Raw genomic sequence first — 15,810 nt, forward strand, 5'->3', positions numbered from 1 at the left:
TCACCACCGACGCCCTGTGCGCCACCACCGCCGTACTGCCTCAGCCCCTGGGCGAGCCACAAGGAGCAACCGCGTGACCAGCCGTGTCACCCTCATCTCGCCGGCGATCACGCCGTCGCTGCGGCGGGCCCGCTTCGACGACGGTGACTCGATCGAGGACAGCGCAGCCGTACGCGCCGGATCGGCGGCGCTGTCCCTGCCCGCCGCGGCCCGCGTCTTCGCCTCCCCCAGCGTGCGCTGCCGGGAGACGGCCTCGGCACTCGGCCTCGACGCCTCGGAGCACAGGGAACTCGCGGGCCTGGACGTCGCCCGCTGGCGCGGGCGGACGCTGGACGAGGTCGGCGCCGCCGAACCCGAGGCGGTGGCCCACTGGCTGGCCGATCCGGGCGCCGCGCCGCACGGCGGGGAGTCGGTACGGGAGCTGTGTGAGCGGGTCACGCGCTGGTGGGAGACGGCCGGGGCGGCCGAGGGCAGGACGGTCGCCGTGGTGGAGCCGGAGGTCGTGCGGGCCGTGGTGGTACACGTGTTGGGCGCGCCCGAGGCCGCGTTCTGGCGCGTCGACGTCCCACCGCTCACGGCGACGGAGTGCACCGGCCGTTCCGGGCGCTGGAATCTACGGGTCGGACACGTCCTCGCCTCCCCAGGCGACGTCTCGGATCGCTGAGCCGGTCGTATGACGTGTGCTCAGCAGGCCTCGTCCCGGTGGCGACGCAGCAGCGCCGCGATGGCGCAGCGCAGGCAGTCGGTGTCCCCGTCGCCGGTGGCGCCCTGGTGGCCGCGGCACTCGGCCGCCCGTGGGAACCCGGCCTCCTCGTCCTGCGTGCGACAGGCCGGCGCGGTGGCACCGACCAGGGCCTCCAGCTCCTGAAGCAGTCGCTCGGTCCGTTTGGCCTGCTGGCCGAGGACCCGGACGCGCGCGCTCTGGCCGCCGATCTGACGTCGGCTGGCGATGAGTTGTTCGTACTCCTCCAGGGTCAGGGCGACCGCCTCCCGTCCACCGAGAGTGATGTGGCTCGGTCGGGGATGTCGTCTGGGCACGGGGCTCCTCCGCTCGTCGCCTGCGCCGGTGTCCCGGGAACGCCAGAGGGCCCTCGGACAATTCCGGAGGGCCCTCTGGTGTCGTGAAGGGTTCAGTGCGCGGCCGGAACCGCCCGCCCCGACGCGGAGGCCGCGGGCTTCGGATTCAGCAGCCGCTCGGCCAACTCCCCGAAGACCAGGCCGAATCCACCCCACAGCACCGCCTGCATGGCCAGGGCGGACAGGCGGAACCGCCACAGCAGGGTGGCCGGGAAGTCCTTCGGCACCTCGTTGACGACCGGCAGGAAGGCGTACGCCAGACCGATCACGAGGACGAAGCCGGCCACCGCGACGACGGTCGCGTACCAGGTGCCCAGATTGGGTGCGAGCCGTTTGCCCAGCATCGTCGCGGCGATCGCGAGGAGGACGCTGAGCACCATCATCAGGAAGTACAGGCCGGTCCGCTTGCCGATGGTGTCGGGGTCGCCGACCGACGGCGGGTTGGCCGGGTACTTCAGGAACGGTACGACGTACACGGCGAGAAGCGCGCAGCCGGACAGCAGCAGTGCGGTCGCCCGCGGGCCGAAGCGGCCGACACGGCCGAGCGCGAAGCAGAAGGCGAGTGCGGCTATGCCGCCGAAGGCGACTCCGTAGACCAGGACACCGGTGGCGAGACCGGCGGTGGACTGCAGAGAACGCGAGACGACCTCCATCTCGTGCTCATGGGAGTGGGCCTCCTCGAAGCCGATCGCGCTGTCGACGTTCGGCTCGCCGAGGAAGTAGGCGGCGATCAGGGCGAGCACGCCGGCACCAAGGCCGGCGAGCATGCCCCGCACCAGGAGATTTCTTACCGTTGCGGAGTTCATCGGGTGCGCGGCGCCCCCCGCGTCAGTGGCAGGGGAAGCCGAGCAGGTGGCGGGCGTCGTGCACCCACTCATGGACGTCGGTGCCGTTGAAGACGGAGGTGGCGCCCTGCTCGGCGCCGACGAAGTAGAGCAGGACGAGCATCAGGATGCCGAAGAAGACCGCCCAGGGGGCTATCGCCTTCAGCGGCAGCGTGGCGGGAACGGCGGGGGTGGTGGCTGTCGGCTGGGCGACGGTCTGCGCCATGGCAGGACCTCCTCTGGGAGTTCGCGTCCCATCTCGGTGGTGCACAGGACGACGGCCACGGGTCTGACTTACGAACTGCCCGGGGGCGCTCGCATACAGTGGCGCGACCGTGCCGGACTCCCACCGGCTTCCGTCGTACCGTCGTCGATATCGCACAGACCGTACCGCGTGGCGCGTGCATGGCCAAGACCGCGTCCGCCTGGGTGATCTTCCTCTCCCCGAACGGCCCCGGAGCGCGGACCGCAGGGAGGTGGCACAGCTCACAACACTTCAGCGATTGCGCAACTTTAAGGTACAGACATGGATCTTCATGTCCCGACGAAGTGGGAGACGGCGGTGCTGGCGGGCGGGCCGGCCGACGGCATGCGCATGCAGGTCGCGGGCCGGCCCTCGGTGGTGCAGGTGACCCGTCCCTGCCGGGTCGAGACCCCTGCGGACGGCGTCCAGGTGGCGGCGCTGTACGTATACCGGCGCCGGCTCGGCGAAACCGGTGGGATCCTGACCTACGGCTACGACAGCGCCAGCCCCTGAGCCGGCCTCCGACGGACCCGGGTCAGGAGGCCGCGGCCGGAGGCTCGGCCGCAGCGGCCTCGGCGGACGTGCGGACCTCCGACGGCGCCACGGGGACTGACGGGGAGGCGCCCGGCGAGGGAGCGTTCTCGTTCTTCATCGCCTTCGCCTCGCTCTTGAGGATGCGCAGGGACTTGCCGAGCGCGCGGGCGGTGTCCGGCAGTTTCTTCGAGCCGAACAGCACGATCACGACGATCGCCACGATCAGCAGGTGCCAGGGTTCCAGTCCGTTGCGGAGCATCGGCCGCGCCCGCCCTTTCCTCGCTCGGCCGAGGACGGTTTCCGTCGCTCGACCGTCCAGTAATGCTTGCCACTTTGCGCAACTGTACAACCGTCAGGGCGGATCGGAACGGAGGAGGGGGCGCTCGGTCCGAAACGTGACCTAGGGGTGGTCGTCGCTCGCCGCGCGCCGGCGCTCGTAGCGCGCCCTGACCGCCCACAGGGCGAGCGCGTACAGCGCCAGGACGGCGGCGAGCAGCAGGTAGTACCCCACCGGCAGCGCGATCATGCCGAGCGTTGCACCGAGCGGAGTGAAGGGCAGCAGGAGGGCGACCGCGGCGAGGACGGCCGCGGCCCGCCCGACCGGGCCCGGGGCACGTCCCTCGGCAAGGCTCCGGCCGGAGCGCAGGAGCACCATCACCAGGGCCTGGGTGAGCAGGTTCTCGGTGAACCACGCCGAGTGGAAGACGGCTTCGTCGTCGAGCGCGTCGGGCCCGTACAGCGAGAGCGCGAGGACGCCGAAGGTGGCGAGGTCGGCGACGGCGTTGAGCAGGCCGAAGCCGGTGATGAAGCGGAGCAGGTCACGCGGGCCCAGAAGGGTCGGGCGGGTGAGCACCGCGGGCGCGGGGCGGTCGTGGGCGAAGGCGAGCTGGGCCGCGTCGAAGCACAGGTTCTGGACCAGGACCTGGGCCGGGAGCATCGGAAGGAAGGGCAGCAGCAGACCGGCGGCGAGCATCGCGACGACATTGCCGAGGTTGGAGGAGAGGGTGACGCGCAGATAGGTGGCTATGTTGCCGCTGCTGTGCCGGCCTGCGGCGACGGCGTGGTCGATGGCGGTCAGGTCCTTGTACGCGAGGACGGCGTCCGCGCTCTCGCGGGCCACGTCGACGGCGTCGCGCGGGGCGATCCCCACGTCGGCGGCGTACAGCGCCGGTACGTCGTTGACGCCGTCGCCCAGGAAGCCGACCGTGTGCCCGGCCCGGCGCAGCCCGGTGACGATCCGCGCCTTGTCCTCGGGGGTGCACCGGGCGACGACGGTCGCGGTGTGGTCGTCCGCGGCGCCCGCGGTCCGTACGTCACCCGGGTCGAGGCCGAGGTCGCGGCAGACGCGGGCCGCCGTGCCCGGGTGGTCGCCGGTGAGGACCCGCACGCTGACACCGCGGGCGGCGAGGTCCCGCAGCGCCCGCGCGGCGGTCGGGGCGAGGGCGTCCCGGAAGGTGACGAAGCCTCGGAAGGTGAGCCCGCGCTCGTCGGCGGGGGTGTAGGGGCGGGTGCGGGCGGGGCGGGTGCCGGTGGCGACCGCGACCACCCGCAGGCCCTCCCGTGCCTCGCGGGCGGCGAGCGCGAGCAGCCGCTCCCGCTCGTCGGGCTCCAGCGCACAGCGCTCCAGTACGGCCTCGGCGGCGCCCTTGACGAGGAGGGTGTGCATGCCGAGGCCACCGCGGACGACGGCGGTGGCGAGCCGGCGGACCGGGTCGAACGGCACGACGGCGACGCCTTCGTAGGCCTCCCAGCTTCCGTCCGCCGCGTCCAGGAGCGCCTCGTCGAGGGCGTCCGGGGCGGGCAGGTCGGCGAGTTGGAGGGTCCACCAGGCGGCCGTGGCGGCCTGGCGCAGCACCTCGGGCGCGTCCTGCCCGGTCCCGTCCAGGGCCCGCTCGACGACCGGCCGGTCCTGGGTGAGGGTGCCGGTCTTGTCGAGGCACAGCACGTCGACCGCGCCCAGGTCGTGCAGGGCGGGCAGGCGTTTCACGATCACGCCGTGGGTGCGGGCGAGCACCCGGGCGCCGCGGGCCAGGCAGGTGGTGACGATGACCGGCAGCATCTCGGGGGTGAGACCGACGGCGACCGCGACGGCGAAGGGCAGCGTCTCCAGGCCCCGGTCGCGCAGCGTCGCGTTGGCCATCAGCACCAGCGGCGGGGTGAGCAGCATGAACCGGATCAGCACCCAGGAGATGCCGTGCACGGTCCGCTCGAAGGCACTCGCCGCCCGCCGGGCGGGGGCTCGGTGGGCCCGGGCGAAACGGGTCCGGGCGCCCGTCTCCAGGACGAGCGCGGTGCCGCCGCCGGTGGCCACACCGCTGCCCTGGAAGCACAGGTGGGGCTGCTCGAACGGGCCGGCTTCGGCTGGTGCGGGCGCGTCGAGCGCGTGCTTGGCGACCGGTGCCGACTCCCCGGTCAGCGCCGCCTGGTGGACCGTCAGGCCGTGGGTGCGCAGCAGTCGTACGTCGGCCGGGACCAGGTCGCCGGGCGCGAGGCGGATGACATCGCCCGGCACCAGCTCGGCGGCGGGCACCTCCCGTTCCCGTGGCGGCCGGTCCGGGTCCGGGCGGCGCAGTAAGGTCGCGGTGGTGGCGACCAGGTCGCGCAGCGCGGCCATCGAGCGGTCGGCCCGGTACTCGCCGGAGGCGCGCAGCACACAGCTGACGACGACGAGACAGAGGATCACGCAGGCGGTGCCCCAGGCGCTTACCGTCGCGGACACCAGGCCGAGGCAGAGCAGGACCGTGGTGAACGGATCGCGCAGGCCGCGCACGAAACGGCGGGACCAGGAGGGTGTGCGGGCCTCGGGGAGCGCGTTCTCGCCGATGTCCGCGAGCCGGGCCTCCGCCTCCGCGTCGGTCAGCCCGCGCGGACTGCTGCGCAGGCGGCGCAGTTCCTGGAGGGAGGTGGGCGCCGCGGCATCGCGGCCGAGGCCGGCGTCGGCGGGCCGGGCCGGTGACGGTGCGGCGCTCTCAGAGGCCACGGAGCCGGGATGCCGGGGCGCGGGTGCGTGCGGCGCGATCACTGAGCTGGTCCACCACGAGGCGGACCACGGTCACGACGTCCGCGTCGTCGACGAAGTAGACCTGGCGGCGGCCCTCACGACGGGAGCGGACGAGTCCGGCGAGCTTCAGCTTGGTCAGGTGCTGGCTCACTGCGGGCAGCGCGCCGCCGACGCGCTCGGCGAGGCCGGTGACATCGCTCTCGCCCTGCGCGAGCGCCCACACGATGTGCAGCCGCGCGGGCGAGGCCAGCAGCCCGAACGCGGCGGCCGCCTCCGACAGCACCTCGGCGGACGGGTCCTCCGCGAAACCACCGCCACCTGCCGCCACCGTCGTCGTCCCCTTCCCGTTACGGGTCCTGTCCTGGAAGTCGCCCCAGTCTAGGGGCGGCCGCCGGGCCCGGCCCCGCGAGGGCACCGGGCCGCCGACGCGCGAGGGTTCCGGTGACCGGCAGGGACGACGGACGGAGATGCGACCACGCGGCGGACGGAGAGCCGACCACGGGACGGACGGAGAGCCGACCGGGAAGCGGACGGTTCACGGCCGTGGAGCGGTTTCTTCGCCGCTGAGGGCGTTCGGCCCCGGCGGCGCGGCGCTTCCTACGCCGACGAGGGCGTCCATCCCTGGCGGCGCAGTACCGCCGAGACATCCGGGGCACGGTAGTGGTCGCCCTTGAGGACCTTCCCGTCCGCCCGCCGGGCGACCGCCCCGTCCGGGCCGATCTTGGTCATGTTCGCGCGATGGATCTCGGCGATCACGGCGTCGAGGTCGATGCCGTGCACAAGGGCCGTGCCGTAGGCCACGTACACGAGGTCGGCCAGCTCGTGCGCCAGCCGGTCCAGCGGACCGGCGACCGCCACCTCGGCGACCTCGGCTGCCTCCTCCGCGAGCAGCTCGCCGCGGTGCGCGGCCAGCTCCGCGGACACCTCGGTCGGCACGGTACGGGCGTCGAGGCCGAAGGCGCGGTGGAACTCACGGACCAGGGAGGCGGGCGAGAAGGAGTCGGACGAAGGGTGCATTCGGCGACCCTACCGGTCACCGCCGCCGTGCCGCCGGCGGTCCACGAGCGCACCCCGCCCTGGTCAGGGGTGCGTGCGGCCTGGCAGGATCGCCCGCATGCTCCAGGCACTCCCCCGTATCGGCAGGCGTCGCGCGCTGCTGGCCTCGACGGCCGCCTTCGCGGTCTTCGGGCTGCTGCTGTGGTGGCTGCTGCCGCTCGGCGAGGAGTCCCCGAGCGGCACGGTCACCCTCAGCACCGGCACTCCGACCGGCGTCTACGAGAAGTACGGCACCCTGCTCCAGCCCGCCTTCGCCAAGGACCTGCCGGAGCTGCACGTACGGCTGCTGCACAGCGACGGCTCGCAGGAGAACGTGCGGCGGGTGGCCACGGGCCGGGCGGACTTCGCGATCGCCGCGGCCGACGCCGTCGAGACATACCGGCTGGAGAACAAGCCGGGCGCAGACCGGCTGCGCGGCTGCGCACGCCTGTACGACGACTATGTGCATCTGGTGGTGCCGCGCTCGTCACCCGTGCAGTCCGTGGCGGACCTGAAGGGGCGGACGGTCGCCGTCGGACCGGGCGGATCGGGGGTCCGGCTGATAGCGGAACATGTGCTCGCCGCGGCCGGGCTGAATCCGACGAAGGACATCACCGCCCTGCCCGACGGCATCGGTACCATGCCCGACCTGCTGAAGCGGCACAAGATCGACGCGTTCTTCTGGTCGGGCGGGCTGCCCACCAGCGCGATCACCCAGCTGTCACGGCACTCCGCGATCCGCCTGGTGCCCATCGGCAGCGATCTGGTGGCGAAGCTGCACGAGCAGGGCAGCGCCTCGCGCTACTACCGGGCCGCGGTGATGCCCGCCGACGCCTACCCGGACATCGAGCAGGGGTCCTCCGTGCAGACCGTGGCCGTGGCGAACCTCCTGATCACCCGGGAGGACATGAACGCGGACCTGACCGAGAAGCTCACCCGTACGGTGATCGACAGCCGCGACCGGATCGGCGCCCAGGTGCACGCGGCCCAGCTGGTGGACCTGCGGACGGCGATCTACACGGATCCGTTGCAGCTGCACGAGGGCGCGCGGCGGTACTACCAGTCGGTGAAGCCGTAGCCGCCCGACGCGGCCTCGTCCTCAGGCGCCGGGCGTGCCGGACCTTGGAGCCGTCCGTGGCACCATGACCGTCACCTTCAGCCCGTGCGGCTCGTGACGCGCGTACACGATCGATGCCCCGCCCGCCGCGAGCAGCGCCCGTGAGATCGACAGCCCGAGTCCCGAGCCCTTGATGTTCTGGTGGCCGGCACTGCGCCAGAAGCGGTCCCCGATGCGGGCCAGTTCCTCGTCGCCGAGTCCGGGACCGCCGTCGGTGACCACCACCGTCGCCCACTCCCCGTCCGCCGCGACCTCGACCTCGACTCGCTCCCCCTCCGGGGTGAACTTCACCGCGTTGTCGATGACCGCGTCCAGCGCGCTGGAGAGGGCGATGGAGTCGGCCCAGGCGGTGGTGGCCGGGCAGTTCCCGGTCAGCGCCACCCCCTTGGCCTCGGCGGCAGGGCCCCACGCCGCGACCCGCTCGGCGGCCAGCTCGCCGACGTCGGTGACGCACAGGTCGGCCTCGGCGTGCTCGGCGAGCGCGAGGTCGAGCAGGTCGTCGAGGACCTGCGCGAGGCGCTTGCCCTCGGTACGCACCGAGGCGATCTCCTCATTGCCCTCGGGCAGTTCCAGGGCGAGCAGCTCGATGCGCAGCAGCAGCGCGGCGAGCGGATTGCGCAGCTGGTGGGAGGCGTCCGCGACGAAGGCGCGCTGCTGCTCCAGGACTTCCTCGACGTTGTCCGCCATCTCGTTGAACGATCGGGCCAGGCGCCGGAGTTCCGGTGGTCCGCCGGCGGCCGCGACCCGGGACTTCAGGCGCCCGGTCGCGATGTCGTGGGTCGTCGCGTCGAGGACCCGTACGGGTCTGAGCACCCAGCCCGTCAGCCGCAGCGCCGCACCCACCGCCAGCAGCATCGCGGCGATCTCCCCGGCGCCGATGAGCAGCCAGCCGTGCAGGATCCTCGACCGCATCTGCCCGGTGGGCGAGTCGGTGACGACGACGGCGACGACGTCACCGTCGCGGATGACCGGGGAGGCGACCACGAGCCCGGTCCGCTGCCAGGGCCACACCTGCTGCGGGTCGTGACTCCGGCGCCCGAGGAGGGCTTCGTTGAAGGCCTCCCGGCCGTCACCCTCCTGGAGGAGGTACCAGTCCTCCGGCGCATTGGCCATGGGTACGTCGTCACGGTAGAAGACACCGGCCTTGATGCCGTAGACGCTGTAGTACATGGCGAGTTCCTTGCGCAGGGTCTCGCCGCGCTCGTCCTCCTTCCCCACCCGGGAGCCGGTGGTGGGCCGGTCGGTGACGAACTGCGCGAGGGCCGCGAAGCGGGCCGTGTCGTCGATCCGGTCGACGACGACCCGCTGCTGCTGTGCGGCCGCGAGGCTCACCGCGAGCGGCACGCCGAGCGCGAGCAGCACGGCGGCCATCAGGACGATGAGCAGCGGAAGCAGTCGTGAGCTCACCCGTCCCCGCTACGCGGCCGGGGCGACGAGCCGGTACCCGACGCCACGCACGGTCTCGATCAGCGCGGGCATGCGCAGCTTGGAGCGCAGGGAGGCGACATGCACCTCCAGAGTGCGCCCGGTCCCCTCCCAGCTGGTCCGCCAGACCTCGCTGATGATCTGCTCACGGCGGAACACCACACCCGGGCGCTGGGCCAGCAGGGCGAGCAGATCGAACTCCTTGCGGGTCAGCTGGACCGTGGAACCGTCCACGCTGACCCGGCGGGTGGGCAGGTCGATGTGCACCGGGCCGAGGCGCACCACGGTCTCGGTGGCGCCGGTGTCGTCCAGGTGCGGGGTGCGCCTGCTGACGGCGTGGATGCGCGCGAGCAGTTCCCCGGTGTCGTACGGCTTGACCACGTAGTCGTCGGCGCCGAGGTTCAGGCCGTGGATCCGGGAGCGCACGTCGGAGCGCGCGGTGACCATGATCACCGGAGTGCTGGTGCGCTTGCGGATCTTGCCGCAGACCTCGTAGCCGTCCTGGTCGGGCAGGCCCAGGTCGAGCAGGACGACGCCGAAGCCGGAGCCTTCGGGGACCAGCGCCCGCAGGGCCTCCTCGCCGTTGCGGGCGTGGGTGACGTCGAAGCCGTGCCGCGCCAGCACGGCGGACAGGGCGGCCGCGACGTGGTTGTCGTCCTCGACAAGAAGCAGTCTCATGCCGGCCCCCTCCGGTCTCAGGTCCAAGGTCCCCGCTCGGTGTCGGCCTGTACAAGGGCCGGTCAGCGCCCTGTACTGGAAGGCGTCATCCACACGAGCGAAGGCGTCATCCGCACGAACAGGTGCACGCGTGCGCGTGCACCATGGCAGTCACGCCGATGAACACGGACGGCGTCAAGAGGCTTCCGGTTGCGGAGGCCTACCGTTATTCAGCCGGTACCGGGCTGAGCACTCCGGCTACGGCATGTGTCCGGCCGCTACCGGATCGTGATGCTCAGATCTCCCTCAGATGTAATGACGCTGGTCGCACCACGTTATTACTGTCCTCCGAAACCGAGTGAGGACGGAGCCAACCAGCAATGACCGCAGTATCGGTGGCCAAGGACTCGGTGGCCGCGACCGACGAACTGGTCGTCCTGAAGAACGTCAACAAGCACTTCGGCGCGTTGCACGTGCTCCAGGACATCGACCTGACCATCACCCGTGGTGAGGTCGTCGTGGTCATCGGCCCCTCGGGGTCGGGAAAGTCCACCCTGTGCCGCACCATCAACCGCCTGGAGACCATAGACTCGGGCGAGATCCTGATTGACGGCAAGCCGCTGCCCCAGGAGGGCAGGGAACTGGCCCGGCTGCGCGCCGATGTCGGCATGGTCTTCCAGTCCTTCAATCTGTTCGCGCACAAGACCGTGCTCGAGAACGTGATGCTCGGCCAGCTCAAGGTCCGCAGGACGGACAAGAAGAAGGCCGAGGAGAAGGCGCGTACCCTGCTCGACCGGGTCGGCGTCGGCACCCAGGCGGACAAGTACCCGGCGCAGCTCTCCGGCGGCCAGCAGCAGCGTGTCGCCATCGCTCGGGCGCTGGCCATGGACCCGAAGGTGATGCTTTTCGACGAGCCGACCTCCGCCCTGGACCCCGAGATGATCAGCGAGGTCCTGGAGGTCATGCAGCAGCTCGCCCAGGACGGCATGACCATGGTGGTCGTCACACACGAGATGGGCTTCGCCCGCTCGGCCGCCAACCGGGTGGTGTTCATGGCCGACGGCCGGATCGTCGAACAGGCTGCTCCCGACCAGTTCTTCAGCAACCCGCGCAGCGACCGGGCCAAGGACTTCCTGTCGAAGATCCTCCACCACTGACACCGGCCCCGCGTCGCCGCCCGTGCCCGCTGCGTCCGGGTCGGGTCCCAGACAACGCCGAAACCCGCCGACTCTAAGGATGTCCACCATGAAGTTCCGCAAGTCCGCCCCCGCAGCAGTCCTCACCGCCCTGGCACTGGCCTTGACGGCCTGTGGCGGCGAATCCGGCAACGCCGGTGACCAGCCCGCCGGCGAGAGCACCGGGGCGAACGCGCCCAAGCTGCCGACGTACGCCGTCGCCGGCGATGTGAAAATCGACTCGGCCACGCTGAAGAAGGCCCAGCAGGCGGGCAAGCTCGTCATCGGCGCCAAGAACGACCAGCCGTACCTCGGCTTCGAGGACACCACCGGCAAGCGGTCCGGCTTCGACATCGAAATCGCCAAGATGGTCGCCGCCGACCTCGGTTTCAAGCCCGACCAGATCGAGTTCAAGACCGTGGACTCCAACGTCCGCGAGACCACCATCTCCAAGGGCGAGGTCGACCTGTACGTCGGCACGTACACGATCAACGACGAGCGCAAGAAGCAGGTCGGCTTCGCGGGACCGTACTTCCTGGCAGGCGCGGACCTGCTCGTGCGCAAGGACGAGCAGGGCATCACCGGTCCCGACTCGCTCAAGGGCAAGACGGTCTGCTCCATCAAGGGCTCGACGCCGTTGCAGGAGATCAAGAAGCCGAAGTACGGCGCGAAGACCGTCGAGCTGTCGAAGTACTCCGAGTGTGTGCAGCAGCTGCTGAACAACGAGGTCGACGCTGTCACCACCGACGACGCGATCCTCAAGGGCTATGCCGCGCAGCGCCCCACCAAGCTCAAGGTGGTCGGCAAGCCGTTCACCAAGGAGCCGTACGGCGTGGGCATGAACAAGGACGACAAGGCGCTGCGTGACGCCGTGAACGACGCGCTGGAGAAGCACGAGAAGAACGGCGACTACAAGAAGGCGTACGAGGCGACACTCGGCCTGTCCGGCTCCCCGTACTCGGAGCCGCCGGCCGTCAGCCGCTACTGACGCGCCGCTGAGACGTCGCCCTCGCGGCGTCGAGTGAGCCGGCCGCCGCCGACCCGGTGCCCTGCGGGTCGGCGGTGGCCGGTCGGCCCGTCCCGGCGACGCCTCCGGCGCCATCGCCCCCGACACGGCCTTCCCTGCCCGCACATCGCCACGAGGACCTCCCCGTGAACGTACTGCTCGACCATCTCGCGGAATTCCGCGAGGGGTTCATCGGCACCGTCCTGCTGACCCTCGCCAGCGGACTTCTCGCGATGACACTGGGTGTCGTCATCGCCGGGTTCCGCGTCTCCCCGGTCCCTCCGCTGCGGATGTTCGGAACCGCGTGGGTCACCCTCTTCCGGAACACCCCCCTGACGCTTCTCTTCCTCATCGCCTGGTTCGTCGTCCCGGTCATTTTCGTGCCGGGCCTGAGCCCGTGGACGAAGGCCCTGCTCGCGCTGGGCTTCTACACATCGGCGTTCGTCTGCGAGGCGGTGCGGTCGGGCATCAACACCGTGCCCCTGGGTCAGGCGGAGGCCGCCCGCTCCCTCGGCATGACCTTCTCGCAGACACTGCGCATGATCGTCCTGCCGCAGGCGACGCGCACCGTGATCGCGCCGCTGAGCTCGATCTTCATCGCGCTGACGAAGAACTCGGCGATCGCGGGCGCGTTCAGCGTCACCGAGTTGTTCGGTGTGCAGAAGCTGCTGAGCGACAAGGGCTTCGCCATCACCTGGATCTTCCTCTGGGTGGCTCTGGGTTATCTCGTCGTCACCTTCTCGATCAGCGGCCTGTTCCGGCTGCTGGAGCGGCGCCTGGGGGTCGCGCGATGACTGCAAGCGTTCTGTACGACGCGCCGGGCCCCAAGGCCCGGGTGCGCAACCGCATCTACTCGGTGCTCGGCTCGCTGGCGCTTGTCGCGCTGCTCGCCTTCGCCGTGTACCGGCTCGATGCCAAGGGCCAGCTGGATCCGAAGGTCTGGGAAATCTTCAACAACGCCGGCGTGCGCACCAACATCCGCGACGGTGTGCTGACCACCTTGAAGGTGTTCGCCGTGGCCGGGGCGCTGTCCCTGGTCGTCGGGCTGCTGCTCGCCGTGGCGCGGCTGTCGGAGCACCGGGCGGTCCGCTGGTTCGCGACCGGATTCATCGAGCTGTTCCGTGCCGTCCCGCTGCTCATCACCATCTACGCCCTGTGGGTGCTGTTCCTCACCTACAAGGAAGACCTCGGCGTGATCGGGGACAACACCGCGTTCTGGGGTCTCGTCATCGGTCTGACCATCTACAACGGCTCGGTGCAGGCGGAGGTGTTCCGCGCGGGCATCAACGCCGTGCCCCGGGGACAGGTGGAGGCTGCCTACGCGCTCGGCCTGCGCAAGTACCAAGTGATGACGACGCTCCTGCTGCCGCAGGCGATCCGCTCCATGCTGCCGACGATGATCAGCCAGTTGGTGGTGACCCTGAAGGACACCTCGCTCGGCTACGTCATCACCTACACGGAGCTTCTGTTCGCCACCCGGACGATGGCCAACAACATCATCGTCAATGGGGAGAACCCGTTCACGGCGGTCACCATCGTCGTGGGCGCGATCTACATCGCGATGTGCCTCGCCCTCTCCTCGCTCGCGAACTGGATCGAACGACGGGGGCGCCGCGCGAAGACCGGTGTCGCCGTGGCGGCGGCGGCCGAGCCCGCCGAAGCGCCCGGAGTGCTCGACGCCTCGGGCGGCCCACTCGGTCCCACGACCGACCGCGAGCCGCGGCCCTGACGGGCGGTCGTGGGCCCGCAACGGCAAGACGGCCGGTTCCTTCCGCGGCATGGCGGATGGAGCCGGCCGTCACGTCACCCCTGGAAGCGCCGCGGGAGCCTGCGAACGACTACGCCCGGCACCTGATGCGCGGGGCACGGGCCGTGCTGCTTCGAGTCCACGCCCACCGGATTGTCACCGATCACCATGGTGTGGCCGGCGGGTGATCTCCTTGCCGACGGCGATCGGGGGGGCGGCGGCTCCCGGCCCGGGCCACTGCCTCGCTTGACGGCAGCCTCGGCAGTGGGTTGCATACGTTCTGTGATCGTTCGCCCTGCTCCCCTCCTGTGTTCGTACCAGTCCGTCAGAACACCGCTGCGGGCAGGGGGCGCCGCGCCGTGGACCCGGTGATCGTCGTCGGAGCGGGGCCCGTCGGGCTCACGCTCGCACTGGCGCTGGCCCGTCAGGAGGTGCCGTCGGTCGTCCTCGACGAGGGGCCGGGCAGGGACGCGCCACGTGCGGCGCGCACGGTTGTGCTGCGCGAGGACACGGCCACGCTCGTGGAGCGGCTTGCGGGGGCCCCGCTCGGGGGGACCGGGCTGCACTGGGTCGGCTGGCGGTCGGTCAGGCGCAGGCAGGTGATGCGCGAGGTCTCCTTCGGCGATGCCGAACCCGCCCCTCTGCACATCGCCCAGCATGCCCTGACCGGCGCCCTGCGGGCCGCCGTCGCGGCCGAGCCGCTGGTCGAGCTCGCCGCGGACAGCCGCCTCGACACGATCGAACAGGAGTCCTCGGGCCTCACGGCCCACACCCGCGGCCCCAAGGGCACGTGGTGGCGCGGCAGTTACCTCGTCGGCTGCGACGGCCCGCGCTCGACCGTGCGCAAGCTCCAGGACATCCGCTTCCCCGGCCGTACGGCGGTGGAGCGGCACGCCGTCGCTGCGCTGCGGACGGAACTGCCCTGGCCCGGCCAGGCGTTGCTCCACCGGACGCCGCCGTGGCGGATGCCGGGCCCCTCGGCCGGGGAGATCACCGCGCGCCCTCTCCCGGACGGCGTCTGGCGCCTGGACTGGCTGCTGCCGCCCGGCAAGGACCTGGTCACGCCCGAGCTGCTGATCGCCCGTATCCGGGAGACGCTGACCGGCTGGACCGGTGAGCCGGCACCGTCGTACGAACTGCTGGACACCGGAGTCCATACCGTCCACCACCGGCTCGCCCGCCGCTGGCGCGTCGGCCGGGTCTTCCTCGCCGGGGACGCCGCGCATCTGCTCGGCACACTCGGCACCCAGGGCCTGGACGAGGGGCTCAGGGACGTGGACAACCTCGCCTGGAAACTCGCCTTGGCCTGGCACCACAGCCCGAGCGAGACACTGCTCGACAGCTACCAGGCCGAGCGCCGTGCCGTGGTCGCGGCCCGGCTGCGCGCCGCCGACCAGGCGCTGCCGTTGCTGCGCGGCGGCGGAAACCTGCGGTCGTACGTTCCCGGGTCCGCGCGCGGCCAGGACGCGCTGCTCTCGGACGGCCATCTGGGGCGCGGAGCGCTGGGTGCGCCGGGCACATACGCCGGCTCACCGCTCACGCCTGCGCCGAGCGACTCGGAGGCACGGCTGGACACCGAGCCGGGCGCGGTGGTCGCGGATGTGCGGGTGACCGCCGAGGACGGTTCGTTCGTACGGCTGCGGGACCGGCTGGGGCGCGGATCGCTGCTGGTGGTGCTGGTGGCGCCGGGCACCGGGGTGTGGGAGCGCAAGCATTGGGTGTCGGCCGGGATCATGCCCCGGCTGGCGGCGGCGGTGACGGCCCTGCCGCACCCCGCGGAACTGCTGGTCGCCGAGAGCTACCCGGGCGCGGCCGCCCATACGGTCCTTCTGGTCCGCCCGGACGGTCATCTGGTGACGGCGCTGAGCGGGGTACGGCCGGCGGACCTGTACCGGGCGGCGGAGGCGACGCTGGGCGGCCCGGCGAAGGAACAGGCCGCCGCGAACGCTGGGTGAGAGGCACGGGACG

The 15,810-nt window shown here is 71.5% G+C and carries 17 protein-coding genes and 1 riboswitch; of the genes, 8 read left to right on the forward strand and 9 right to left on the reverse strand.

Annotated features, from left to right (window positions below):
- Positions 1-73: 73 nt before the first annotated feature.
- Positions 74-664 carry a histidine phosphatase family protein gene (locus ABZ876_RS26700; RefSeq protein ID WP_361786189.1) on the forward strand — a complete coding sequence of 197 codons (591 nt, stop codon included), beginning with the start codon at positions 74-76 and terminating at the stop codon, positions 662-664.
- A 20-nt stretch (positions 665-684) separates the two neighbouring features.
- Here ABZ876_RS26700 and ABZ876_RS26705 read toward each other — a convergent pair whose 3' ends face one another.
- The 3 genes from ABZ876_RS26705 to ABZ876_RS26715 form a co-directional block, all read right to left on the reverse strand.
- Entirely contained in the window at positions 685-1,038 is a 354-nt protein-coding gene (locus ABZ876_RS26705; protein WP_361786192.1) for a hypothetical protein, read from the reverse strand.
- Between the two features lie 92 nt (positions 1,039-1,130).
- Entirely contained in the window at positions 1,131-1,883 is a 753-nt protein-coding gene (locus ABZ876_RS26710) for a CbtA family protein (RefSeq protein ID WP_361786195.1), read from the reverse strand.
- Positions 1,884-1,905: 22 nt separating this feature from the next.
- A complete protein-coding gene (locus ABZ876_RS26715) occupies positions 1,906-2,127 on the reverse strand; it encodes a CbtB-domain containing protein (RefSeq protein ID WP_086692985.1) in 222 nt (73 codons plus the stop codon).
- Positions 2,128-2,163: 36 nt separating this feature from the next.
- A riboswitch (cobalamin riboswitch) is annotated at positions 2,164-2,305 on the reverse strand.
- Positions 2,306-2,427: 122 nt separating this feature from the next.
- Between ABZ876_RS26715 and ABZ876_RS26720 the strand changes: the two genes are divergently transcribed.
- Entirely contained in the window at positions 2,428-2,658 is a 231-nt protein-coding gene (locus tag ABZ876_RS26720; RefSeq protein ID WP_361786199.1) for a hypothetical protein, read from the forward strand.
- A 22-nt stretch (positions 2,659-2,680) separates the two neighbouring features.
- Here the strand turns inward: ABZ876_RS26720 and tatA are convergent, their stop codons facing one another.
- From tatA to ABZ876_RS26740, 4 genes are all read right to left on the reverse strand, one after another.
- A complete protein-coding gene (gene tatA, locus ABZ876_RS26725) occupies positions 2,681-2,938 on the reverse strand; it encodes a Sec-independent protein translocase subunit TatA (RefSeq protein WP_361786202.1) in 258 nt (85 codons plus the stop codon).
- Positions 2,939-3,079: 141 nt separating this feature from the next.
- Entirely contained in the window at positions 3,080-5,569 is a 2,490-nt protein-coding gene (gene mgtA / locus ABZ876_RS26730; protein WP_361786315.1) for a magnesium-translocating P-type ATPase, read from the reverse strand.
- 79 nt (positions 5,570-5,648) lie between these two features.
- A complete protein-coding gene (locus ABZ876_RS26735; protein ID WP_361786205.1) occupies positions 5,649-6,008 on the reverse strand; it encodes a metalloregulator ArsR/SmtB family transcription factor in 360 nt (119 codons plus the stop codon).
- Positions 6,009-6,277: 269 nt separating this feature from the next.
- Entirely contained in the window at positions 6,278-6,697 is a 420-nt protein-coding gene (locus tag ABZ876_RS26740) for a MazG nucleotide pyrophosphohydrolase domain-containing protein (protein WP_361786208.1), read from the reverse strand.
- Between the two features lie 97 nt (positions 6,698-6,794).
- Here ABZ876_RS26740 and ABZ876_RS26745 point away from each other — a divergent pair, with 97 nt between their 5' ends.
- Positions 6,795-7,793, forward strand: a complete 999-nt coding sequence (locus ABZ876_RS26745) for a TAXI family TRAP transporter solute-binding subunit (protein WP_361786211.1) — start codon at positions 6,795-6,797, stop codon at positions 7,791-7,793.
- A 21-nt stretch (positions 7,794-7,814) separates the two neighbouring features.
- Here the strand turns inward: ABZ876_RS26745 and ABZ876_RS26750 are convergent, their stop codons facing one another.
- Positions 7,815-9,239 carry a HAMP domain-containing sensor histidine kinase gene (locus tag ABZ876_RS26750; RefSeq protein WP_361786214.1) on the reverse strand — a complete coding sequence of 475 codons (1,425 nt, stop codon included), beginning with the start codon at positions 9,237-9,239 and terminating at the stop codon, positions 7,815-7,817.
- A gap of 9 nt (positions 9,240-9,248) precedes the next feature.
- Complete coding sequence (locus tag ABZ876_RS26755) at positions 9,249-9,935, reverse strand: response regulator transcription factor (RefSeq protein WP_361786217.1); 687 nt, start codon at positions 9,933-9,935, stop codon at positions 9,249-9,251.
- Between the two features lie 359 nt (positions 9,936-10,294).
- Here ABZ876_RS26755 and ABZ876_RS26760 point away from each other — a divergent pair, with 359 nt between their 5' ends.
- The 5 genes from ABZ876_RS26760 to ABZ876_RS26780 all read left to right on the forward strand — a co-directional run bounded on the left by ABZ876_RS26760 (position 10,295) and on the right by ABZ876_RS26780 (position 15,797).
- On the forward strand, positions 10,295-11,071 hold the full coding sequence (locus ABZ876_RS26760; protein WP_361786220.1) for an amino acid ABC transporter ATP-binding protein: 777 nt from the start codon (positions 10,295-10,297) through the stop codon (positions 11,069-11,071).
- Between the two features lie 88 nt (positions 11,072-11,159).
- Positions 11,160-12,077, forward strand: coding sequence for a glutamate ABC transporter substrate-binding protein (locus ABZ876_RS26765; protein WP_361786223.1), 918 nt, complete (start codon positions 11,160-11,162; stop codon positions 12,075-12,077).
- A gap of 164 nt (positions 12,078-12,241) precedes the next feature.
- Positions 12,242-12,889 (forward strand): amino acid ABC transporter permease, encoded by a 648-nt coding sequence (locus tag ABZ876_RS26770; protein ID WP_361786226.1) that lies wholly within the window; start codon positions 12,242-12,244, stop codon positions 12,887-12,889.
- Complete coding sequence (locus ABZ876_RS26775) at positions 12,886-13,824, forward strand: amino acid ABC transporter permease (protein ID WP_361786229.1); 939 nt, start codon at positions 12,886-12,888, stop codon at positions 13,822-13,824. Before ABZ876_RS26770 ends, ABZ876_RS26775 begins: the two co-directional genes overlap by 4 nt.
- 377 nt (positions 13,825-14,201) lie before the next feature.
- On the forward strand, positions 14,202-15,797 hold the full coding sequence (locus tag ABZ876_RS26780) for an FAD-dependent monooxygenase (RefSeq protein WP_361786232.1): 1,596 nt from the start codon (positions 14,202-14,204) through the stop codon (positions 15,795-15,797).
- The last annotated feature ends 13 nt before the right edge of the window (positions 15,798-15,810 follow it).

It is taken from the genome of Streptomyces sp. NPDC046931 (assembly GCF_040644655.1).
Taxonomy (GTDB): domain Bacteria; phylum Actinomycetota; class Actinomycetes; order Streptomycetales; family Streptomycetaceae; genus Streptomyces.